At 41.4% G+C, this 24,221-nt stretch carries 16 protein-coding genes; 10 read left to right on the top strand and 6 right to left on the bottom strand.

What is annotated here, in order from left to right; all coding sequences use genetic code 11:
• The first annotated feature begins 19 nt into the window (after nt 1–19).
• A complete protein-coding gene (locus C2869_RS04170) occupies nt 20–274 on the top strand; it encodes a hypothetical protein (protein WP_159084026.1) in 255 nt (84 codons plus the stop codon).
• A 57-nt stretch (nt 275–331) separates the two neighbouring features.
• On the opposite strand, the gene C2869_RS04165 is transcribed toward C2869_RS04170, so the two are convergent.
• The 4 genes from C2869_RS04165 to C2869_RS04150 form a co-directional block, all read right to left on the bottom strand.
• The gene (locus tag C2869_RS04165; protein WP_108601756.1) at nt 332–2,401 is read right to left on the bottom strand and encodes a right-handed parallel beta-helix repeat-containing protein; all 2,070 of its coding nucleotides are present in this window, start codon (nt 2,399–2,401) and stop codon (nt 332–334) included.
• Between the two features lie 273 nt (nt 2,402–2,674).
• Entirely contained in the window at nt 2,675–5,107 is a 2,433-nt protein-coding gene (locus tag C2869_RS04160) for an agarase (protein WP_108601755.1), read from the bottom strand.
• Nucleotides 5,108–5,295: 188 nt separating this feature from the next.
• Nucleotides 5,296–7,656 (bottom strand): alkaline phosphatase D family protein, encoded by a 2,361-nt coding sequence (locus C2869_RS04155; protein WP_108601754.1) that lies wholly within the window; start codon nt 7,654–7,656, stop codon nt 5,296–5,298.
• A 338-nt stretch (nt 7,657–7,994) separates the two neighbouring features.
• On the bottom strand, nt 7,995–8,600 hold the full coding sequence (locus C2869_RS04150; protein WP_199915624.1) for a GntR family transcriptional regulator: 606 nt from the start codon (nt 8,598–8,600) through the stop codon (nt 7,995–7,997).
• Between the two features lie 586 nt (nt 8,601–9,186).
• Between C2869_RS04150 and C2869_RS04145 the strand changes: the two genes are divergently transcribed.
• The 3 genes from C2869_RS04145 to C2869_RS04135 all read left to right on the top strand — a co-directional run bounded on the left by C2869_RS04145 (nt 9,187) and on the right by C2869_RS04135 (nt 16,354).
• Nucleotides 9,187–12,942, top strand: a complete 3,756-nt coding sequence (locus tag C2869_RS04145; RefSeq protein WP_108601752.1) for a TonB-dependent receptor — start codon at nt 9,187–9,189, stop codon at nt 12,940–12,942.
• Nucleotides 12,942–14,783, top strand: a complete 1,842-nt coding sequence (locus C2869_RS04140; protein WP_108601751.1) for an Ig-like domain-containing protein — start codon at nt 12,942–12,944, stop codon at nt 14,781–14,783. Before C2869_RS04145 ends, C2869_RS04140 begins: the two co-directional genes overlap by 1 nt.
• Nucleotides 14,784–14,890: 107 nt before the next feature.
• Nucleotides 14,891–16,354 carry a tryptophan halogenase family protein gene (locus C2869_RS04135; protein ID WP_159084025.1) on the top strand — a complete coding sequence of 488 codons (1,464 nt, stop codon included), beginning with the start codon at nt 14,891–14,893 and terminating at the stop codon, nt 16,352–16,354.
• A gap of 80 nt (nt 16,355–16,434) precedes the next feature.
• Here the strand turns inward: C2869_RS04135 and C2869_RS04130 are convergent, their stop codons facing one another.
• Nucleotides 16,435–17,841 (bottom strand): helix-turn-helix domain-containing protein, encoded by a 1,407-nt coding sequence (locus C2869_RS04130; RefSeq protein ID WP_108601749.1) that lies wholly within the window; start codon nt 17,839–17,841, stop codon nt 16,435–16,437.
• A 139-nt stretch (nt 17,842–17,980) separates the two neighbouring features.
• On the opposite strand from C2869_RS04130, the gene C2869_RS04125 reads away from it, so the two are divergent.
• The 5 genes from C2869_RS04125 (at nt 17,981) to C2869_RS04100 (ending at nt 23,513) form a co-directional block, all read left to right on the top strand.
• Nucleotides 17,981–18,916, top strand: coding sequence for a c-type cytochrome (locus tag C2869_RS04125; RefSeq protein ID WP_108601748.1), 936 nt, complete (start codon nt 17,981–17,983; stop codon nt 18,914–18,916).
• Nucleotides 18,916–20,448 (top strand): DUF7133 domain-containing protein, encoded by a 1,533-nt coding sequence (locus C2869_RS04120; RefSeq protein WP_108601747.1) that lies wholly within the window; start codon nt 18,916–18,918, stop codon nt 20,446–20,448. The genes C2869_RS04125 and C2869_RS04120 overlap by 1 nt, the downstream gene beginning before the upstream one ends.
• A 103-nt stretch (nt 20,449–20,551) precedes the next feature.
• Complete coding sequence (locus tag C2869_RS04115; protein ID WP_108601746.1) at nt 20,552–21,313, top strand: 3-keto-disaccharide hydrolase; 762 nt, start codon at nt 20,552–20,554, stop codon at nt 21,311–21,313.
• Between the two features lie 194 nt (nt 21,314–21,507).
• Nucleotides 21,508–22,374 carry a 3-keto-disaccharide hydrolase gene (locus tag C2869_RS04110; protein ID WP_228710759.1) on the top strand — a complete coding sequence of 289 codons (867 nt, stop codon included), beginning with the start codon at nt 21,508–21,510 and terminating at the stop codon, nt 22,372–22,374.
• Nucleotides 22,375–22,712: 338 nt separating this feature from the next.
• Entirely contained in the window at nt 22,713–23,513 is an 801-nt protein-coding gene (locus C2869_RS04100) for a sulfite exporter TauE/SafE family protein (protein ID WP_108601743.1), read from the top strand.
• A gap of 3 nt (nt 23,514–23,516) precedes the next feature.
• Here C2869_RS04100 and C2869_RS04095 read toward each other — a convergent pair whose 3' ends face one another.
• Nucleotides 23,517–23,789, bottom strand: coding sequence for a hypothetical protein (locus C2869_RS04095; RefSeq protein WP_108601742.1), 273 nt, complete (start codon nt 23,787–23,789; stop codon nt 23,517–23,519).
• A 178-nt stretch (nt 23,790–23,967) separates the two neighbouring features.
• On the opposite strand from C2869_RS04095, the gene C2869_RS04090 reads away from it, so the two are divergent.
• Nucleotides 23,968–24,159: a hypothetical protein gene (locus C2869_RS04090; RefSeq protein WP_108601741.1), complete on the top strand. Its 192-nt coding sequence runs from the start codon at nt 23,968–23,970 to the stop codon at nt 24,157–24,159.
• Nucleotides 24,160–24,221 lie beyond the last annotated feature (62 nt).

The following is a 24,221-nucleotide window of genomic DNA, read 5'->3' as shown; positions in this document are numbered from 1 at the left end:
GCATTGTTAAGGATATATGTTGAAAGTGGTTAAAGGCATATTAACGGCGGCGGTTTTTACTAGTTTGGTATCCTGTACCAGCCTTTATGGTAACGCTGAAGATATTGATACTTGCCGTCAAATGGCTTATAAAAAAGATAAGCTCAATGTAACCGCGCGTGAGGATTATAAACGTTGCATGGCTCAAAAGACCAAGCAGCGAAAAGCAAAACATATCCAACGGCATACCGATTCATTGATGGACTCTTTGTTCGATTTTATTTTTGGTATTTAATCATAAACTCTTAAATGCCGGACGCGCTTGTCCGGCAACGTTTTAAAAGTACTTCAATTAACCTCTACGACGTAAGCCAATCCAAGCTAATAACAGGGCTGTAAAACCTAAGCTACCGCCGCCCGAGCTAGACGATGTTTCTGGTTCCGGATCAGGTTTTGGATCCGGCGTTGGGGCTGGCGTAGGATCGGGTTCTGGTGTCGGGTCAGGATCAGGATCAGGCGTGGGTTCTACAGCACCAAATACCGGCTCGCTAGTGGGATCTGATTTACACTCTACACACTTATCTTCAATCGCATTAACTCCAGCTGTCCATGCAATACCGCCTGCTTCATAAGCACCAATATCTGGAGCTGGGCCGGTAAACGGTTTGGTAAAGTCATCTATAGTGCGAGCTTTGTCTAATAAATCTGAGCCTTGCTTTGGCATAAAGCTCAATTTACTTGGGTCGACTAACTGTTGAACATTTTCATCTATGAGGTTGCTGTCTAAGTCGTAAGCGGCACTTTGGATCCAGTCGAGTTTATTACTGAAATTGTTCCAAACGCGGTTATCTCGTGGGTTGTGACCATTTATCCATTCGCCCATGGCTTTTTCAGCGTCAATAAAGGTGTTGTGATAAATATGGTTGTCCCAGTTGTCCCAATTCAGTTGCAGGGCGCTCCAAGGTACATTCCACACCACATTGTGATGAACTAAGAAGCCTTTACTGTTGTTATCTAAATAGATACCGGCAATGCGGTTGTCGTTGTAGTCGCGTACCACGGCGTCGTGCCACCAGTTGTGGTGAATTTCAATATTCCTCGGCTCTTTATTACCAACGGTGTAAAACAGCCCGCCGTCATTATTAATTAATGCATTACGAGAGACATCGTTGTAAGCAATTTCACTGTCGGTGCCAGAAACGTACATGCCATCACGGCCTGTATCTGAGATAGTGTTTTTTAATATTTTGACATTATCAGCGCCAGAGCGGATTGGACTAGCGTGAATGCCTAATGTATCGAAGTAACGGATCTCGTTACCGATTATTTGACTGCCGTTCCCTTTGTCTTGCCAGCCGGCAATGAAAATGCCGCTGATTGAACCGTGATGCAGTACATTGTTTTCAATTAGGGCATTTTGGCCTTGAACATATATTGAGCCATCACCAATTTGTGCACTGCTGTTATTGAGCGCATCTAAGCGTTCGCGGCCATGTGTAATTTTGGCAGCGGCAAATCGATTATTATTACCGACAAGTCGAACGTTACCGCCCCAAACATCTATGCCTTCAACATCGATAAAATTGCCGTTTAACTCGACAGTGTGTTGACGCGCAGTGTACTCAACCTCGCCATCACTCGGTTGTTGGCCATCAGCAGGTTGAAAATATAAGGTTTGTGCTGCGCTGTCGTAAAACCACTCTTTGGCGTTATCTAACAGCTCTAAGGTGCCAAATACAAAAAACCGGCCATAACCACCATCAATTTTCTTACTTGGGTTATGGTTACTAAATGGCCATTTAGTAATATCAACTTTGGTAAAGTTGATTTGGCTTTGGCTGTTTGACGTAATCGTGCGTGTCCAGCTTGTACCTGAATGCTCGCCCAAGTACCACATATAGCCGCCGGTTAAATCTAAATTCGGAATGCCGCTAACTGCAATGCTGGAATCTGAGCCTTTGGCATGGAGCTCGTGAGCATCGATAGTAAAGACATCATTGTCACTGTCATTTGGCCAACGGGCGATCTGCATTAGTTTATCTTTGTGATACACCTGACGAAACTCGCGGTCTATGGTCATATTGACGCTAGCCGAGTAGATATTGCCAGAATGCTGACTCCAGCCGCTTAACGACTCGGTTGCTGTGATTAGTACATCAGCATCATTTAACGCACGAACTTTAATCGGATTATCGGCATTGCCAGATTGGCTGATTTTTAAAGTTTGACGGTATTCACCACCGGCGATCATTAAAGTATCGCCAGCAGTTAACACTGAGTTGGCTTGCGCAAATGTCGCAAATGGCGCATTTTGTGAACCGTCGTTGCTGTCATCGCCATTAGGCGCAACATATACCGTTTTTGCCAAAGCGGTTGAGCTAAAGGCGAGCGCGATAGCGCTTGATAGTAGTGTATATTTCATTGTTGTTTTTTAATATTTTAGTGCTGAGTTAAGGCAAAGCAGGCGTGAGTGAGTAACCACTAGCGTACTTAGCCCAGTGTGTTGTTATATGTGGTGAGGTTTTTATTGTTATTGTTTGTAGGGCGGTTTAGCGAAGTATGAGCGTAAGCCGCCTTACGAGTTATATTATTATTTTGGTTTTTTGTAGGGTGCCGTGAGTATCACGAACCGCACCAATTGGAATTAACCATGTTGCGTTTCGCTGCGCTCAAGGCAACCTACGAATATGACGTTTTACTGCTTAGCTAATTTATCCTTATCTAAATCACCAAAGCGGCGTTGATATAAATTGCCATGCATTTCACGTGCAGCATCTACCATGGCGTTATATGGTGTATCCGTTACCGAGACAAAACCTATGTTGTAGTTTTCACCGTCGTAAGCACGACCGGTAATTGGTGAATCGATATATTGGAACCAATGCGCACCTACCGCATAGTTGTTGTCGATAACTGAATGCATATATTCTTTGTACATACGCGCTCGATCTTTTTGGTCGGCCGCGGCAATTAAACCAGGGTGGAAGAAGCCTGACGAAGTAGTACCGATATGGAACTCACCAATCACTGTTGGCATGTCTAGTTCTTCTAAAAACTTGGTGGTTTGCGGTTTTAAGCCTTCTTTGTATACGTTCATGCTAAGTACATCAACATATTCAGAAGCGGCTTTAACCACTGGCTTAGGCATACCCCAGCTAGCAAAACGTACTCCCATATACATATGGTTTGGTAAGTATTTAGCTAACGCGCCATCGACAATGCGGAAGTACTCTTTGGCATATAAATAAAGTAGGTGTTCGTAATCGGCAATACGAGCTTTATTAGATGGGTCGGTATTAAAGCCACCTTTTTGGAACTCATCCCAAGAACCTAATGATAGCTGCCAAGCTTGGTTTAACTTAGCAATCGTGCCGTATTTGGCCTGCATTTGTTCGGTGAACATATTCTTGGTTGGTGTATCGGCACCATCGCGTTTTAGCGTGTGCACCACAATACCTAACTCAGATTTAGGACTGCCAGGGCGACCCCAACTCTTTTCGTTATCAACGAATACACCCACACACCAAGGGCTACCTTTAACTTCGTCGGCGACGACTTTTAAGGTGACATCGGCGCGTTCAGCAAATTTAGGATCGAACACGTCTGGTAAACCGCCCCAGAAGTCATTACCAGAAGAGACTTGTTTAAAGTCACCAATAATCCAACCATTAGCAAAATAAGGGAAGCGGTTATTGTCGTACAGAATAGGATCGATCCAGTTACCAAAAGACGTGAATCCCCAACTTAACATGCGATCAACTGTTACTTTGCCCCAATCTTCAATATAGGAATATGGCGTAGTTTCACCGTATTTACGCTCTAAGTTAGCCATATAAAAGCTAAATACTTCTCCGTGTTTAACTGGGCCTGAATGCACCTCGCGGCGATAACCATAGCTGCTCGCTAATGGATGATCATAATCTGGCAACCACTCAAACATGTTTTTGCGCGTTTCAGAAACAACATGACGGGTTGGATAAGCCGAAGCTGGTGGTGGGTTTAAGCCTTCGGAATCTTCAGGCGTTACGTTATCGGCAGAACGTTGCGCGATAGCATCTTTTGCAAAATCATAACCGGTCACTGTGGTGGTGTTAGACATACGCACATTGGCAATACCTGAGGTAAAAAATAGATAACCTTCAGGATCGACTAACGCCCATTTTTCACCGACCTTTTCCGTGCGGAAATAACCCGTACCTTTAAGTTTAGGGCCATCTTTCCAACCGCTGTATTTAGAGCGGCCATCTAACTTTTCACCATTGTTTAAGCGTGCTAGTTCTTTATCACGCGTTGCTAATAGCTCAGCTTCTGAATGAACCTTTTCTTCAAACTCTTGTTTTGATGATTGACCAAACTTGTCAACAATATTGGCTAAAAAGTCTGGGTTCATTTTCGGGTTAGCGATCAAGCGAATGTTATCTATGGTGATTTCTTTATCGCGTAATACTTGTTCTAAGTTGATGCTGAATTTTTTAATGCCTTTGGTGTTAAGGTTTTTGTTACCCCACATCCAAGTAAATTGCACATCATCGGATTGCCAAGTAGCAGGGTTAGAACGTAAACCTGAGCTTAGATTTAGTTCAACTTGATCACCTAGTTTAGAATCAGGGCTACCTAAATCATGACCATGCATTTTTGAGTAGTAAGTTTTTGACTCACCAACCGGTACTGATGTGGCACGTGTATAGTTGCTGCCAGACACATCAGCAACCATAAATTTGAAGTTGGTCGACACTTCACCTTGGTTGGCAATATCTAAGGCAATGCTAAAACTTTCGTATTGGCTCCAATCCCATGGCTGTTTTGGCGTAAACGAGATAGAGGCATATTTGTTTTTCGCCGAATTGAATTTCACTCTTAACGCCTGTTTACCTTGCGTGACACCTTGACCAGTGACAAGTTCCGCTGTGGCATTACCGAGTTGGATCGTGGCTGGGATCTCACCACTTTCAAAATCATAAAGTTGTACCAAGGTTTTTGGCGTTGATGATTCTTGCTTTGCTGACTCTTGTTGTGGTGTGGGTTGTTCAGCTGTTTTTGCTGATTCAGCTTTATCACCTGAGCATGCGATTGTCATCGCACAGGCAGCAGAGATTAAAGCGATTTTACTAATAGTGTTTGTGGTCATTTTATATACTCAAAACATTAAATTGAGATTCAACCTCACACTGAGCGCGAAGCAGTCGAAGTGTTGGTACTTAAATTCGTACACTGGCTTCGACGAGCTCAGCCTGAAGTCGCTCTATGTTTTAAAGATAATTAGTTTTGTAAGTCGTGTTCCCCAAAATACTTATTTTGGGAAGACTCGACTGACTATTAACTAATACGGTTTTTACCTATATTTTCTTCCTGATGAATGGTGACAGGCCAGCCAGGGAATTGATTGCTAGCTTTGCCATCGGTCACATCAACTAAAAAACGATAAGCTTGGGTGGTGTAAGTTTTAGCCTCGGTATCAAACAAGATAAAGCCAAAACCACTGCCTTTTTCGTGCGCCTTAATATAACGATTACCCGATTTACCAACGATAGGGTTACCTACCGCATAGACGTACATGTTGTTGCCAAAGGCATCTAGGTATTCACCAGTATGGGCAATGCCGTGTGACGGACGATTATTCACTGGAAAGTTCAGCGTATCTGGATTCCACCAACGTGGCCAACCTGCGGCAATCGCCGGAGTACAGAACGCCCAGTTACTGTCGCGTTGTTGCTTAACGCCATATTGAGTTAAGCTGCCTAAATGCGTATCGCCACAGATATGTAATGCTTTGGACTCGCGCATAATTTCAATTGCGCGGTTACGTGCGCCGGCTGGCCAACCACTACTATCAAAATCGTATTTCAAAAACTTGTTAGGGCGAGGTTGATGGGTACAAATTGCCGCGAACACGGTTTGGCTAAGTACCGCTTTAAGCTTGTGCCCACGCCAGTCTTTGCCCCATTTTTCTAAAAAGTCTTCTTGGCGTTTGCCCAGTAGCTCCATGTCTTGGCGATCGAATGCAGGGTTAATAAAATGCGGATCTTCACCTTCACCGGTTATTCCCACTTCAATACCTAAGTGTTCTGGGCCACTTTTCCATTGCCTGTCACCAATAATGGCAAAGCTGACGTCGCCATACACCATATCGGTATAATACACACTCATCCCTCGCGCTGATGGCGTTGGGTCAATCGGATCAGGATGATGAGCAGTATGGGTTTTATGCACGGCGTTAACAACACGGATAGGCGCAATGTAACCACCGGCATTATCGGTGCGGCCAGAGGCAATTGACTCATCGGCCATTTTGATTCCGCCTTCACCCCACAAATTACCTTGTAAAATGTCATGGTCATCTGGCAAAACGACAGTCGGCGCATTACGCATAGCCTCGCGAAATGCCCAACCAAATTGATAATACTTACGTAAGTAATTGTTGATGGAATCTTTAGCTGGCCCGTATTTTACGCCGTAACCACCATGGTTTTCATATAGCTGATCACCCGAGAAATAAACTAAATCGGGATCCATTTTGACGACATTTTCAGCGACAGGTGCATAAGGGAAGGCGTAATCGTTTTGACAAGTTAAACCCGCCATGCGCATTTGTCGACCAACTGGGTTAGCGCGGACTTTACCTTCGTAAATATCAGGCTTAATACTGCCATCGCGTTGTTTTTCTTTATAAACCACGCGGTACGGCGTATCGCTTGCTTCTTGCCAATTGGCAATACGGAACGTGGCAACCCAAGCGTCTGTGTCTAGTCGTTCTGTACCTAACGATTGCCAAATACCGTCTTTCTTAATTTGTAGCTCGACTTCTTGGCTGTCTTGCTTACCCATAGGACCGGTTAATGCGCTTAGCTTCATTACAAAGCCTTCGCTGGTGCGCGTATCGCTTAAGGTATACATGGTCCATAAAATTGGACCAAATTTTTGCTCTGGTTTGTTATTAAATGCCGCACCAGCCATTTGCCAATCGGTGAAACGGTAGCGAGTACCATTCGGTATATGAGCTTTGCTGGCAGATGAGGTGAAGTTACTAACAACAGCGACGTTACCCATGACTTTATCTTCTGCGATAAAATCTTCCAACATCCCTAGTTGTTTACCAGTAGCTGTATCGGTCGCCACTACTTTGACAGCAATAACACCTAAACGCGGTTCACCAGTTAAAGTTAAGTTGATTTGTTGATGGTTGATGGCATGGCTGAGCTTTGCGCGTAATTTCCCTAAAACCAACTGCCCATTAACAATACCGGCATCTAAACCGGTTTGCACAAATACATTGCTGCGATGGTCGTTAATATCGCTTTGCACACCAACACGTATCGCGGCGCCACCATCATTTTTGCCAATTTCAGCTTTTTTGATGTTAACTGAGATGGAAAATGCCGCATCTGGATTAACTAATTGATGAGTTAAAGAATGAATACTGCGATTACCGCCCGTTACGGTACATTCTGCGCCGCCATCAATAATGCGCCAATTCTCCATAGGGTTGGCCCAATACTCTCCACCTATCCACATGCGATCAAATGTATTGCCCCATGCATCAGTAACGGGTTTATCTAATACTTGATTTGCTACAGGTTGAGTGTTGGATGAGGTTGTACTCGAACAGCCGATAGCACTTGTCGCGAGGCCAGCAACGGCTAGCTTTAATGCACTGCGGCGCGAAATGTTATTACTCATATATAAACCTTACTAAATATGTGCGCTTAAAACTCATAGCCTAATTTGTGCTAAATGAGTTAATTTGATTAATGTAAATATAATATAGTTAACAATCTTTGTGAATTGTTATCAATTTAATCAAGGTAAAGTTTTATAAAAAGTTGCTAAATAAGAGTTAAGCGGAATAAGCCAACCTATTCGTACAATTAAAAAAAAGCCGCCTCAAATTGAAGCGGCGAACACACAACATAACACAAAATGTTGGGATTACTCCCGAGAGAAGCGCCTAGGCTAACGCATATGTACGTTAGATCACCTCGAACACTTATTAAGTGTTCGTAAGCACAGGTAATTCTTTACTTAATATTCTGTCGTAGCGCAGTTATCGCAGCTTTGCTGTCTTTTTCTTTTAATGCATTAATAATGGCCGCATGCTCTTCAACATCATGCGCATTGATCTCGGCTAAGCCTTTATTCATATGCATACGCAACACAATCGGATACCAAACATTCACTAAATCTGTGCCACCGGCTTGCTCAACACAGTATTTGTGAAAATCAATATCGGCATTAATAAAGTCCATGCTTTCGGCTCGGTCGCAATGCAAGCTCATGCGGTTAAGAATCGATTCTAAGTTAGCAATATCATCATGGGTTGCATCTTGCTTTAACTGCTTAATGGCAAATTCTTCAATTTTTAAGCGTACGTCGTTTAATACTTTTTCAACTTTACTGTCCATAGGCTGGGCAACACAGGTACCCGCACTACCTTTGGTCAAAGTTAAACCCTCTTTACCTAGTAACAGTAAAACGTCACGAATAGGGCCGCGCGATACACCAAAACGTTTAGCTAGTTCCAACTCATTCAGTTTTTCACCAACGGGTAATTCACCGGAAATAATCTCAGCTCGTAAAATGTCAGCAATTTGGCTTTGAATAGAGCTAATTCTGCGAACGTTCAAAATAATTACCTCGTTTCAGTGTATCTACAACAAAAGCGACTACACTTGTATTCAATTCTATTGTTTTTTGTATGTGTTAATTCGGTTAAATAATGCGACTAGCAATAAATTAATGAAGTATACCGCTCGTCTTGTGCATCATATTGCCTCATAAAAACTCATTGTCAACAGGTAACAAAAGTTAAGTTTCGTTGTTAGCGTTTAACCGTAAAAAAGTTAACTCATTGTATTTAAAGTGATTTATGTGGAATAAAGCCGTTTTATATGCATTATTGTTAACAATTTATAATTATTTATAAAAAATAAGAATCATATTTTAATCAAAAATTTTGGATTTGGGGTTGTGTATTGTAAACAATTCTATGTAAACTTGATGTTGATGTAATTTGATTTATTTGTTGATCATTGGTGAGTCCTTTGTTTGGTCTTTATTGATTGGTGGTTAGCAGCTTTTTGATAATGGTTACATCAAATGGAACAGTTGAGGTTAAGAAGGACTTAACAGTTTTATAAAAATAAAAACAAAGACTCGATGAACAACACAATGTGGTTCAACAAATAAAAAATTCTTTGAGGAAAGGTACAGATGTCCAACACTAGAGAACGATTTAAGCTAAGTGCACTATCTCTAGCGATACTAGCCAGTAGCGCGAGTATGGTGGCTTATGCTGCAGAAGACGACAAAAAAGATAAAGAAGAAGATACTGAAGTGATCGAAGTCACGGGCTTCCGCGGCAGTATTTTAAAATCAATTAACGAAAAACGTAACTCGGCAACAATTGTTGATTCAATTTTTGCTGAAGATATAGGTAAAACTACCGACCAGAACATCGCTGACGCATTATCGCGTGTGACTGGTGTATCGATTCAAACTGATGACGGCGAGGGAACAAAAATCTCAGTTCGAGGTGCTCAGTCGGATTTTAACAACATATCTTTAAATGGTGTGTCACTGACCAGCTCAGATGAAAACAACTCGGTCGATTTGAGTGCATTTTCAGCTGATGTGTTATCTCAAATCAATGTGTATAAAACGTCCAGTGCTGATCATGACGAGGGGTCATTAGGCGCAAACGTCGTACTAAAAACAGCTAGACCGTTAGATTTAAAAAATGATCGAGCTAACATTACTGTCCAAGGACGATATAACGAATATGCTGATAAATATGATAATAAAATCAGCGGCTCATTTTCTAAAAAATTCTTTGATGAAACTTTCGGCGTTATTTTCACAGCTGCGAATGAGACACAAGCTATTCGTCGTGATGAAGTCGGAAGTAGCAGAAATAGTCCTTATCAAGTTTTAGATTTGTATCAGCGTTGGAATGTTGATGGTTCAGAAGAACCTGTAGCTCGTGATATGGACGGTAATTTAATTTATGGTGGCGACCGAGTATTGGTTAAAAATGATTTAACCTATAGTCTTAAGCAAAATCAGCGAGATAGACATACTCTAACTTCTGGTTTTCAATTCGCGCCTAACGATTCGACTAATATTCAGCTAGATTTGAGTTATTCTTATCAACAGATCATTCGTGACGATCACAGAATACGTACGAATATGCCGAATATATTTAATGGTAAGGTCGATGAAATTAATTTGACTCAGGGGCAAATTTTTAACAAGGATGATGTTGTTACGGTTGTACCTGTACCTGGCTGGGGACAAAATCGACCACCTCAATTAGATGAAAATGGAGAAGTTATTTATTTCCCAACTCAAGCTGATCCTCAAGAAGATTGGTGGACTGTTGACACTGAAATGCGTACTTTGGTTAAGTCATTAAATCGTTTTCAACAAGGTCAGTTAAATCGCTCGCAAGAACAAAACGAAACAACCAACAAAGTTGCTACATTAACACTTGAGCAATGGCTTACTGATAGTTTGTATTTGGAAGTAAAAGCGGGTTACTCACAAACAGAATTTGATGTTATCGATAATTCAAGTGTTAGCTCTGCTACATGGCAAATGCTTCATCGCGATGAGCTAAAAGATGTACCGTTGGATGAATTGCAACCAGTTGGTATAGACTGTACTACCGGTGATTGCCAAATGGTAGTAGGTGAAGGGTCATTTGTTAGAACTCCAGGCGGTAGCCAGCGAGGTCGCCCGACTACGACATTCATTCCTACCGACCCTTATGCGCAGCATTTAGGTGGATTAAGCCTTAATGATGGCTATACGTTAGATACTAACAAAAGTCTATATGTTGACTTGGACTGGGATGTAGACTTTGCTGGAATTACCAAGTTTGAAACAGGTTTTAAAATTTCACAACGTGATAAAGATGTACACCGTCAAAATGGTCGCTTTGACGATAAAACGGCTACAGTCTTTGATCCAGTTACTCAGCGTCCGATAACTAGTACTAAACTATCGACGTTTACAATAAATGAAGTAATGGATGTCAATCAGTCATTTCCATATGACGATTGGATGGATGGTTTAGTAGCTAAAGATTCAAAGTATAGTCTTGGTTTTGTAGAAAACGGGTGGCCATTGATTGATGCTCGTAAAGCATTTTCGGCTGTTTTCTCGTTACCGGACTATAGGCTTGTAACAGACGATTCTCAAAGCCGTCAAACTATTCAAGATAACTATTCATTATATGCCAAACTCAATTTTGAATTTCTTGATGGGCGTCTAACTGGTGATCTAGGTACTCGTTTTGTTCATACTGAGATCCAAGCTAAAAAAGGTAAATCAGCAATAAACTTCTATAGTGGTGATGGAATCTTTGATCCAGTTTCTATGGTAGAACGTGGCTTATTTACTAATCCTGACATCGATCCTAATATGCCTGAGTGCCCTAACGTATATGATGTACAGACTCAGTCTATGCTGATTGATGGTACTGGTATTGTTCCAGATGAACATACTATTACTGATATTAGGACAGGTGAAATTTACTCAGCTGGTCAAACGGTACCAAACCAGTACCCTTGCTATGATCCCCGCGTTGGTGAGCGTAGTGTCAATGTTAATGGCCAAAATCAAATTGAGTACATAAATTACGATCAAGCCAATAGCAATCGTGGCTGGTGGTGGGGCTTTAGGCATGCTGATAACTCCACTGCTTTGGATAAGGAAAAATATTTACGCACTTACGACAGTGAAGGTGAAGGCGAGAGCGATATTTGGTTGCCTAGCTTAAACTTAAATTATCAATTAACTGATAACTTGATTACTCGTTTTGCTGCATCCAAAACTATGTCTAGACCAGTCTTTGATGATTTACGTCCAGGATTTCGCTTAAATGAGAATGTTTGGGGACTATCTCAATCAAATATGACTGCTCCAAACCCGAAACTTAAGCCTCTGCAATCTAAAAACTTAGATTTATCTTTTGAATGGTATTTCAATAAAGAAGGTCAGCTATCTTTAGCATTCTTTAAAAAAGATATGTCAGATTTTCCTGAAAATGTTCGAGAGTTGTTTTATTACCGCGATATGCGAACTGCTTATGATACAACAGAGCTAACTTATGAAGATTTACTGATTTCTCATGATGAAACTTTAAGCGCGGACGCACCTATCGTAAACGACAAGTACTCAGCTGAAGACAATGTCTACTGTATGCCTAATCGTTATGTTAAAGGTCAAATCACTAGTCCAATGCACTTAGGTTGTGATGAAGTCGTAGTAGAGTTTAAAGTCAATGGCGCTTCAACCCGCTCTAAAGGTTTAGAGTTTGGTTATCGTCAGACTTATGATTTCTTACCTGGTGTGTTAAGTGGTCTTGGAATGGACTTTAACTACACCTATGCAAAAACAGAGTCTGACCCAACTTATTTAGAAATCACAGATAGTTATTTAGATGGTGTACCTCAGAAGTTTACCCCTAAACATTCTGCAAATACATCTTTATATTGGCAAAAAGCCGGTAATTCTATGCGTTTAACGCACCGCTATAGTGGTATACAGTTTGTAGACCGCCTCGAAGCAGGCCGCTTATGGTTAGATGAAAAGTCACAATTAGATTTTGCGTTCAATTATAAAGTTAACAATCGTATCAGCTTGAGTTTTAATGCATTAAACCTAACAAATGTTGATAATAGAATTTTCTTTACTAGCACAGAATTTGATTTGGGTGATAAGTTACAGAATGCCGATGGCAATTACTTAGACTCAGAAGGGCAAGTTATCAGTGTATCTGAAGACGATGCAACACCTGCTACTTGGGACCAAATTCAGAGTTCAAATGATCTTAAAGGTAAACTGGTACCAGTATTATTCAATGAAGGTAATCCAATGGAAGATAGCAATGTAACTACTAAGCGTACAGTTAGTAATTACAAAACCGGCCGTCAATTCCGTTTAGGTATCAGGGTGAATTTTTAATGCGTAATTTATGTAATAAAAAACCGCATATGCGAATGCCTGAGAAGACTGAATTTTGGAGAAAAAACATGAGTTGTTTTAAACAAACTTTATTAACAGCAACTATGGCAGCGATACTTGCGGCCTGTAGTGGAGACGACATAGATCGTGACTTTACTAATGCTGACTTTGAACCACTTACAACTGAGCAGCCTACCATTGTTGTTGAAATATCTGAAAATGACGACATCACTCGAGTTGACCTTGCTCAAAATATCAACAATAGTTCAGGGAGAACTGTTTCTATTATCAATCTAGACTTAGCAATTATAGATGAGGACGGAGATGGAGAAGTAGATAAGCGCCCACAAACTAATGGAGATGGTTCGGTTAAAACTGATCCTGCAACTGGTGAAGTGCTAATGGAAGACGCTGTGCAGGAAGCTCCTCCTTATATTCGCTCGATCAGACAATATGGCCAACCTGGATATACAGTACTAGATCGTTATGAGGCTGGAATACTTCAAGATGGCCTAGAGTTGGTTGTACAGCCTTTTACGTGGACTGATGAATTGAAGTATGGTGAAGAAAAAGAGTACAAATACGATTACTTTTTATCGAACACTTATAACGATGGAGACTTTGATTTTGAAGATGATTATTTAAAACGTACGGTAATTGTAAAAGTTACTGGTGCTGAAGACCCTGTTACTGATATTGAGATAGTCGAAGGCGACACGATAAAAGTACCACAAGGATATGATACAGCTGTTACAGCTCAGGTCTTTCCTGATTTTGCATCATTACCTGAATTGGTTTGGACTTCTGCTGATGAGAGTATTGCTACAGTGACTTCGGTTCCTGATGACCCTGATACTCCGCAAAATGAAAGTCTAGCTCAAGTTGTTAAAGGTATTGCTTCTAATGGCGCTATAGATGCTGTTGTAAAAGTGACTGCGAGTTTAAAAGATGGTATCAACAAAGGCTCCGTATACAAAGAGTTTGATGTTGTTGTGTCTGAATTTCCAAGTGGTCCTGTTGGAGTTGAAATTCAAGCCGGAGGGCAAACTAAAGCCGCAATACCAGTAGCACTTGGCATACCTTTCCAGCTTACAGCAAAGGTACTACCAGAAGATCCTAATTCTGGAATTGATCGTACTGTAATGTGGGAGTCTTTGAATACTGATATTGCAACTGTTGATCAAAATACGGGCTTAGTGACTATAGTTAATCGCTATTTGGGACCAGTTGAAATTCAAGTTAAAACCTTGGTTGATAATAGAATCAGTGTTATCAAAATTAACCCTAAAGCAAACCCCAATTATATTTATGAGTTAAATGGTGATTTTGAGTCTGGTGAAAAAACGCCTTGGATTCATAAATGGGGAACTTTAGACCCTATTATCACAGTATCGGCTGATGCTGCTCGAGATGGTAACTATGGGTTACATTTACAAGCTAAAGATAACGGTACCACTACAGGAGGTTTGTTATTAAAAGAAAATTTCCTAGACCCAATGTTACCTAATGATTTCGCTGATGGTTCTCGTACTGGGGATAAGGCTCGAACATTCCAACTGACTTGGGATATGAAAGTTAACAACTTTGTGGCAGGTGAAAATCAAGCACATACGGCTATATTTTTCCCAAATGGTTCAAACTGGCAGATATGGAAGGGTGGTAATAAAACTGGCCCTGTGACGTCTGGTGATTGGCAAACATATGTGCATGAATTTGTAGAGCCAGATAATTGGGTTGGGCTAGCTGACGTTCGACTGGTTTTACAATTTGCCGGTACCGTCGGTGATATTGATGCATACTATGATAATATCAAAATGACTTGCATTAAAAACTGTGACTAATACTATTAATTGGTAACAAGTTAAGTTTAATTATGTAAAAAGCTGGCATTGCCAGCTTTTTTTTTGTAAAACGTTAATATGTAAATTGTTAACCTTTGGTTTGGGTAGTGTTCAATAAACAAATTCTAATTATCGGAGGCGGTACAGCGGGGTGGATGACAGCGTCGTTATTGGCTAAACAGTGGCCACAAGCCGACATTACTTTGATTGAATCGCCTAATATTCCTACTGTTGGTGTAGGTGAAGGATCCACACCTTATATTCGTCATTTATTCAAAACCCTCGATATTTCTGAAGCACAATGGATGTCTAAATGTAATGCTACTTTTAAAAATGGTATTACCTTTAAGCATTGGTCGATCCGCAAAGGCTTTGAAAGTTATTTTCACCCATTTCTAAGCCAATATGATGATGATGTAACGCCACTATTTGCCCAACATACTCGCTTGCGCCGCCATGGTTATCCCATCACTTGCCATCCAGACAATTACTACCTAACTAAAGAGCTCACTAATCAACGTAAAAGTTGTCAATTGCAGGACAGCTCCAACCCTGTAGAGACTCTATATGCCTATCATTTTGATGCTGAAAAGCTCGGGTTGTTACTTAAAGAAAAGTCACTGGCGTTAGGCGTAAACCATTTGCTAGGCAATATTAGCCAAGTTAAACAAGCGGAAAATGGTGATATTGCCAGTGTTGTAAGTGATGAACAGGGTGAGCTAAGTGCAGATATTTTTGTTGATTGTACCGGCTTTAAAGCCTTGTTAATGCAAAAAACCTTAAATACGCCATTTGTTAGTTACAGTGACAACTTATTTAATGATTCCGCAGTCGCGATAGCCTCACCTAAAATAGATAACTACTCACCACAAACGGTGTCTACGGCCTTAAGTAATGGTTGGGCTTGGCATATTCCGTTACAAAACCGTGTGGGCAATGGCTATGTTTATAGCGCTAAATACCAAACTGCAGATAGTGCTGAACAAGAATTACGTCATTTTATTGGTCAGGATCGAGTGAAAGATGTTGAAGCGCGCCATATCAAAATGCGCGTCGGCCGTTCGGAAAAACATTGGAACAAAAATTGTTTAGCAGTTGGTTTATCGCAGGGCTTTATTGAACCTTTGGAAGCAACGGCGTTGCATCTTGTTCAGGACACGATAGAAAGCTTTATAGCGGCTATTGAAGAAGGTAAAGGTACTACCGCTAAGCAAGACTACTTTAACGATAAAATTAACTACGCGTTTGAGCGCGTGCGCGATTATATTGTCACTCATTATATTTCTAATTCGCGTAACGATACGCCTTATTGGCAAGACTGCCGTAAAATTCCAGTTTCAGATTCATTGCAACGTATTTTATATGCTTGGTTTAATGGTATGGACGTAGCCGAAGAATTAGATTTGCAGCAAATTAGCCAGTATTACCCAAGTGCATCTTGGCATGCGTTGTTGGCCGGAGTTGGTACTTTTCCTGAGCCTGATCCCAGTAAAACAGAAACCTTTGCCAATGAAATACAGCAGATCCAACATCGGCGTGATGAATTAGCCAAGTTGTTTAAAAACTTGTAGGGCAGGGTTTATCCCTGCAAACGCGGTGTAGTTATGTAACTCTGGGTTAGCGGGTGTAAAACTCGCCCAACGTAAACAGGCTAATGTGGCATTGCCCATATGGCTTTAACATTCAATTTACCGCTACTAATGACTTGTGAACCGAGATCGGTGCGGTCAAAGCTAGAGGTGGAAAACATCAATTCAAAATTTTGATAGGCTTGGCTCGCATACATTTGATAATGTTCAGTGAACTCATCAGAGTTAAGTTTATTAGGGTTAGTTAAATACTTCGCCATTTGGATCACTGACGCATCTGAAAATCCCGCTAAGCTGTATATGATATTGCCGCTTGGCCCTACAAACTTAGTAAACACCCCATAATCCGTGTATTCCTGCTGTAAGTTGCCGGTAACTTTATAAACTTGATTAGTGGTTTTGTCGGTCAAGGCGGTGCCATGTCGACCTAGGGTAAAGTTTGAGCCTTGAATGTAAGCGTCTATTGCGCCAAGCGACTTAAATAATCCTAGATATATTAAATTATAATCACGTAGATCATCAGGCGTTAAATCAGACACTAAGCGAATTGAGACTCGCGTTGGATCAGCAAATAACGGCAGAATATGTTTGACCGCAAATACACTATTTTTTAGTAAAAAGGCACTTTGCGCGACAGTCACAGAGGCTCGCTTATGTGGGTATTGTGCAAAATAATCTTCAAGATCAGCATAACTATTGATGCCGTAGTCTCTAATACCACGTGGGCGGTTTGTATCAGGATCACGCTCGTTGAGCATAAATAAGTCGCCGACCACGATTAATGTGGGTTTCGCATTGCTAAATAAGTCACGCCATAAGGTGTGTTGACGGATAGGTTGATAAGAGTCAACTTTGACTGGCTCAACTTGTTGCCATAACCACAAGTTTGTTGTTATAGAAGCCAGTAAGATCACGCCTAGTGCAATAAAGCCAGTGCGCCAGTTAAATATATTTGAGTTTTGTTTTTTTGTAGGTAAATCTGATTGATCACCTAGGTTGTTTTTATCAGCGAGTGGAGCGAGGTGATCTGCCTCTAGTTTAGTGTGTGTTGCTATTTCTGTTGCTATTTCTGTTGTTGTGGCCTTGAGTTGCGTATTTGGCAAGTGTTGAAAACTTAAGCCGTAACCACCAGGGGGAATACAAATGCAAAACGCTTCGTGTTTGCCTTCTGTTTGATAATAAGTTTCTAGCTTTTTTCTTAGGTTAGAAATGTAAACGCGCACAAAGGCATCTTCAGCAGGATTAAAGTCACTGGCTCTGCCAAACACCTCTATCGCTAACTCGACTTCTTTCGGTGATTTATATTCTGACCCTTGTTCATTTAGTTTGATGTAGTGGTTTACTAAATAGTTTATGAGTTTACAGTTTACTTTGGAACGCCCTAAAGTATCACTTGCTTCTATACGCGTTAAATGTTCAATAAGCGCATTTTTATTGGGTTTTAGGGCTGTTTCGGGTCGTGTATTCATCAATTTATAACAGTTAATTTAACGTGGCTGATTACAGTTTGTTATTAGGATGTAACTTTTTTGCTGACAGCGCAGCCGCTAATCTACAGTAACTAGTTTATATAACTTCTGCCGATGCAGAAAGTAGTAAAGGTGAATTATGAATTTTAATAACGAAATACGATTTGGCTATCGCGTTATTTTATTGACCTGCCTTAGCTTGTTTTCGTTTTTAACGTTTGCCAATGCTAATGGCCAAAAGGCATTTAAAGCGAATTGCCAAGCCTGTCATATGGTCGACCGATTTGGCACTGGACCTTCTATGGTTTATATGCGTGATCATTACCCATTAGCAAAACGCGATGCGTTTTTGGCTTGGGCGAAAAATCCAGGTAAGAAAAATCCGGATACCATCCAAATGCCGCCAATGGCCCATTTAGGTGATCAAACTTTAACTGATATTCATGAGCATATTTTATTTATTACTCGACATTTAAAAGAACGTCAGCCTAAACCTAGGTTTAAACCTTATCGTGCACCGGCTAAAAAGTTTCCTTATTTTAAACGTAAGTATCTGCCATTTACCTCTCCGGCTTCGATTGCTATTAGCTTGAGTAAAGACATCACGCTGGCTTGGGACACAACCATTGGCCGTGTGCGTTATGCTTACCCGACGTATGCCCCTTTTCATGGTGAAAAAGATTTAGAGTCTAATCGTGACAAAGTCATGTATTGGGAAGCAGCGACTGACTTCTTTTCATTTCAGCAGGATGATGCCGTTGAATTTTTGGGTTACGACATGGTGGGGCAACAACCTGAATTTATCTATCAAATTGGTTCTGTGCAAATTCGAGAGCGGCTCAGCCTTGGTGATAGCAGTAAGAGTTTTGTGCGTCATTATCAAATGAGTGGGGTTAAGCAAAGTATTTCGCTTAACTTTCAACAGCCAGCTAACGCAGTTAGCTCTAATCAAGGCAGCTCTTACGCAGTAAATAAGAAAGCAAAAATTAAGGTAAGTAAAGGCTCACTGACTAATAACATCCTGACTTTGAGCCCACAGCAAGCCAAGCAATTTACAGTAGAGGTGAGTTTATAATGAAAAATATAATCAAAATGTTAGCTGTGTCTTGCTCAATTTGCTGTTCTTTTTTAAGTGTTAGTGCTTATGCTGATCAACAGGCTTGGTCAGATTATTATCAAATCGAACGAGTGGATTATCCAACTGAAATTGATCCGCAAATTGGTGGCGTCGCCGCTATGCAGGATGGCCGTATCGCATTGGCTATCCACAGTGGTGAAATTGTGATTTTCGATCCTAAAAACAATACTTGGTCGACATTTGCGGTTGGCCTGCATGAGCCGCTAGGCATAGTTCAGGAAAGTGAAAATACTTTTGTCGTTATGCAAAAGCCCGAATTAACTCGAATTAGCGATACCAATGGCGACGGTAAAGCGGATAGTTATCGTGTTCTATATGATGACTTTGGCATGACAGGTAACTACCATGAATTTGCTTTTGGTCCAGCGGTGGATAGCAAAGGTAATTACTATATTTCGTTAAATGTTGCTTCTAATTTTGCTGGTGTATTTGAGCATATTCGCGGTGATTACAGTGATAAATGTAACCCTAAATCGGAAATGCAAAAGTATCACGACAAACAAAAGTGGATTAAAGGTTATCGTAAACAAGTCACGCGTATGTTCTCTTGTGCGCCTTATCGTGGCTGGATTATTAAAGTTACACCAGATGGCCAAGCTACGCCATATTCAGCGGGTTATCGTTCACCAGCAGGATTACATGTGGATGCGAATGACAAATTATGGACGACAGATAATCAAGGCGACTGGATAGCAACCAGCCCGCTAATTCAGGTCAATCAAGGCGATTTTGGTGGCCACCCAGCAGGGTTAAACTGGCTAGCTGGCTATAAAAAGGCGCATAAAGATATTAAACCGGATGATATTAAAGCCAAACGTAAATCTCCGGCAGGCTTGTTCCCGCAAGGTGAATTGGCTAATTCACCGACCCAACCTTTAACAACATCGGGTCATCAAGCATTTGGCTTGCCTGAAGGAGAGTTGTTGATTGGCGATATGAATACCGATCATTTGCTCCGTTTTATTCCTGATGACGTCGGGGGCAATACCCAAGGTACTTTGATCCCCTTTATTGCTGGTGAAGACTTAGGTATAGGCAATTTTAGACTCGACTTTGATAAAAATAGCAACTTATGGATAGGTAAAATTCACTTAGGTTGGGCGGGCGATGAAGGCTTATTAAAAATCACCCGTACTAATAAGCCTATGTTTATCGTTGATCAGGTTAGCTTGGTTAAAGATGGTTTTGAAATTAGTTTTAACCAGCCGATAGCTAGCTTGCCGTCTAACGTGGCGGTTACGAGCCATACTTATCATTACCATAAAGCCTATGGGTCGCCTAAGGTTGATTTAAAAGCGGTGGATGTTGAGGTTCAAAAGGTTAAAGGTAAGCGCAATACGATAAAAATTAGTGCTAAAACCTTAGAGACCGACCGACTTTATACTTTAGATTTAGGCAAGTTTAGCGATACAGCCGGTCGACCTTTAATGGGCAACGTGCTGCGCTATACGGTTAATGCGCTTAAGTAAGCAAGTTAACTGTTGCAAATATTCAGGCGTGCTTTAAGTGCTGCGCCTGACGTTCCTTTATCACAGTGAAAATATCAAAAAGAAAATACTAAAGCGAAAAACTATGAATACAGCACAAAAAATCAAAACGCGTTTGGTTATCGGTTTAACTTTAATGGCTTCGGCAACGGTGAGTTTGGCAAAAGATGATAAACCGTCTCCCAAATTAACCGAAGTGTGGCAGCCTATTCCAGTTAAGGTCGCGACTAATCCTATTCCGTCTGACGCTATTCCGCTATTGCAAACGGCAGCGGATGTCGACAAACATTGGCAACATCCTAATGGCAAAAAAGTGCAATGGATCTATGACAATGACGAACTGACAGTGAAACCTAAATCTGGGTCTATTATCAGTAAGCAGAAATTTTGTGATATGCAGATGCACTTGGAATGGCGATCACCGAAAAAGTCTGAACGCCGCAAAAATGCACCACGCCATGCTAATAGTGGCATTAAGATCCAGCGGCGCTACGAAGTACAAATTTTAGATACTTACAACACACCTATCTATGTTAATGGTCAAGCTGCGTCAATTTACAAGCAAAGTGTGCCATTAGTAGATGCTTTATCTCCAAGTGGCGAGTGGAATACTTACGATATTATATTTAAAGCGCCAAAATTTGATGATGCAGGTACGTTAACTAAAGCGGCAACCATTACTGTTTTACACAACGGCGTTTTGGTTCAAGATCATTACCAAATTACCGGCACTACTATGTACCGCGGTAAGGCTGAATATTTTAATGCCCATGGTTGTGAACCCATTTTATTGCAAGACCATAATGGTGAAATCAGTTTTAGAAACATCTGGGTGCGTAAGTTATAAAGCCGAGAGTGTAGGGCAGGTTTTATCCCTGCAAACGCGATGTAGTTATGTGACCCTAGGTTGGCGGGTGTAAAACCCGCCCCACAAGGTATTTTTGTAGGGCAGGGTTTATCCCTGCAAACGCGATGTTGTTATGTAACTCTGGGTTGGCGGGTGTAAAACCCGCCCTATAAGGTATTAATAGAGTAACTCTTATGAAAATGAATAATGCGAAATATCGCGCCACAAAAACATTACAGATAGCCTCACTGTCGGGCTTGCTTGCTATTGTTTCTTTAATGACTGGACCAGTGCAGGCCGCTAGCCAAGATAAAATTCCAGGTTATACCAACACTCCGCTTGTCCCTGGTACTAAATGGCACGTACATGATCCTAATCGGCCACAACCGAAAATTGTTACCACCGCTGGGCCAATCTCTCAGCCGCCGCCATCAGATGCGATTGTATTATTTGACGGGCAATCTATGGATGCGTTTGCGCGCTCATGGGGTAATAAAAACCCGGTTGAATGGTTGATTAAAGATGGCGTTGTCACTATTCAAAAAGATCCTAAAACGGGCAAAAACCAATCTATTCGAACCAAGCAAAGTTTTGGTGATATGCAATTGCATGTTGAGTGGCGATCACCAGCGCAATTAGAAAAACATCCGCCAGCCAGAGGTAATAGTGGACTTTTTTTAATGGGGCGCTACGAGCTACAAATTATGCAGTCACACAACAATAAAAATTACCCAGATGGACAAGCCGCCGCTGTATACGGCCAAACCCCGCCATTGGTCAATGCCTCACGTCCAGCAGACGAATGGAATTCGTACGATATTGTGTTTGAAGCGCCCGAGTTTGATAAAGAGGGAAACGTGCTTAAAAAAGCCCATGTTACGGTTTTTCATAACGGTGTTTTAGTGCAATTACGCACACCGATACTTGGCCCCACTCGCCATAAAAAAACAACTCCGTATAAAGCACATAAAGCCAAAGAGCCTTTAGTGATCCAAGATCACGGTTCACCGGTTTCCTTTCGTAATATTTGGGTGCGAGAATTGGACTTAACACGCCCTTAGATATCGAAACCTTGTGGGCGAACATTTATGTTTGCGAACCTGCAAACTAAGCTTCGCCTGCTAGCCAGTAAACAGCTCATCACTATCTTTTGTGGGCGAACATTTATGTTTGCGAGCTTGCAAACTAAGCTTCGCCTGCTAACCAGTAAACAGCTCATCACTATCTTTTGTGGGCGAACATTTATGTTTGCGAGCTTGCAAACTAAGCTTCGCTTGCTAACCAGTAAACAGCTCATCACTATCCCTAGTAGTTAAAATTTCACCTCAATAGCTAACAGTAACAAATTACCGCTATAATCCACGCCACCATTAGGTTTTCACTTGGACATTGCTGCAATATGGCATATGAATGGATATTGGCTTATTTAGCGCTTGGTGCTTTTGTTGGTTTTATGGCTGGGTTATTAGGTATTGGCGGGGGCGGTATTATGGTTCCCATGTTAACCAGCCTCTTTTTAGCACAAGGGATTGATGCCAGCCAAGTCGTGCATTTAGCTTTGGGCACATCAATGGCATCCATTGTGGTGACTTCCTTATCTAGCTTACAAGCGCATCATAAAAGTGGCGCTGTTTTATGGCCAGCAGTTAAAAGTATGGCGCCTGGCATTGTACTGGGTACTTTTGCCGCCACGTTTATTGCAGCCCATGCCCCTTCACTCTATTTGGCGGTCTTCTTTTCTCTGTTTATGGGGTTTACGGCCGTGCGCATGTTTTGCGATATTAAACCAAAAGCTAGCCGTCAGCTTGAGAGCAGTAAAGGTTTACTCGCGGTTGGTGTTGGTATCGGTGGTATATCTGCTTTGGTGTCGATTGGTGGCGGTAGCTTGACCGTGCCTTACCTAGTGTCGCGTAACATTGATATTAAAAAAGCCATAGGTACGTCTGCTGCCGTTGGCTTGCCTATCGCGTTGGCAGGTACGCTTGGTTTTGTAGTTAATGGTTGGTCTAAATCCCTAGATACCAGCTGGACTGCGGGGTTTGTCTATTTACCGGCAGTATTGTTAATTTCCAGTATTAGCTATTTTATGGCGCCTATTGGCGCTAAGCTTGCTCACAAACTGCCTGTGCCAGCACTTAAAAAAGTATTCGCGTTATTACTGACAGTCCTGAGTTTAAAGATGTTGTGGTCAGTGATTTAAAGATTATTTACCTTTTGTTCTGTTCTCGATCGATTTTTTTAGTTCGTCTTGACAGGTTTGCTGGCACTTAAAATTATCTTTTTGCATTGCGCCTGCAGTCAGGGCAATCGCGACATGAACAGTGGCGGCTTCAACATCATTATTTTCTTGCCCAACTGGTACAACTTCAATAATAGGCACTTTAGCTGCAGTATCTGTGACTTGAGGCGGCTCATTATCCGTTGTGCTGCACGCAACTAGGCTAAGGGTTAACAGTAGCAATACAATTTTATTCATATATTTTCCTTTGAATTTTGGAGTGTGAAACTTACGCTTTCTACAAGCGCGCTGTGTTGAAATGTATAGATTAGTATTTAACACTTTAAAATCGAATTGGGTTGAAGGACAGGCTTTCTAAGTTTATTAGCAGAAATTATTAGATAAATCGATGCACTCTACATGAAGCTAGTGAGCGTTGCCGATCAGCCAAGTCAGCTTACAAGTCGACCAGCAAATGTTTAAACAGGCCGTTAATAAACAGGACAAATCCGTTGTGTTTGAAGTTGAGGTAAAAGCCGGCACAAGCGAAATAAAGGGGTTAATGTTGGATAAAAACCAACAAGTGTTAGCCGGTACTTACTATGAGTATGTGACTAAAATTAGATAATTGTAGGTCGTATGCACACTATCGGCGCGCCTTGCTCTAATGCGATTAAGGTAACGCGAATA

The sequence above is a fragment of the Saccharobesus litoralis genome, from assembly GCF_003063625.1.
Classification (GTDB): Bacteria; Pseudomonadota; Gammaproteobacteria; order Enterobacterales; family Alteromonadaceae; genus Saccharobesus; species Saccharobesus litoralis.
Note: the sequence above shows the minus strand (reverse complement) of the source record. Positions and strands in the feature narration are given on the sequence as shown.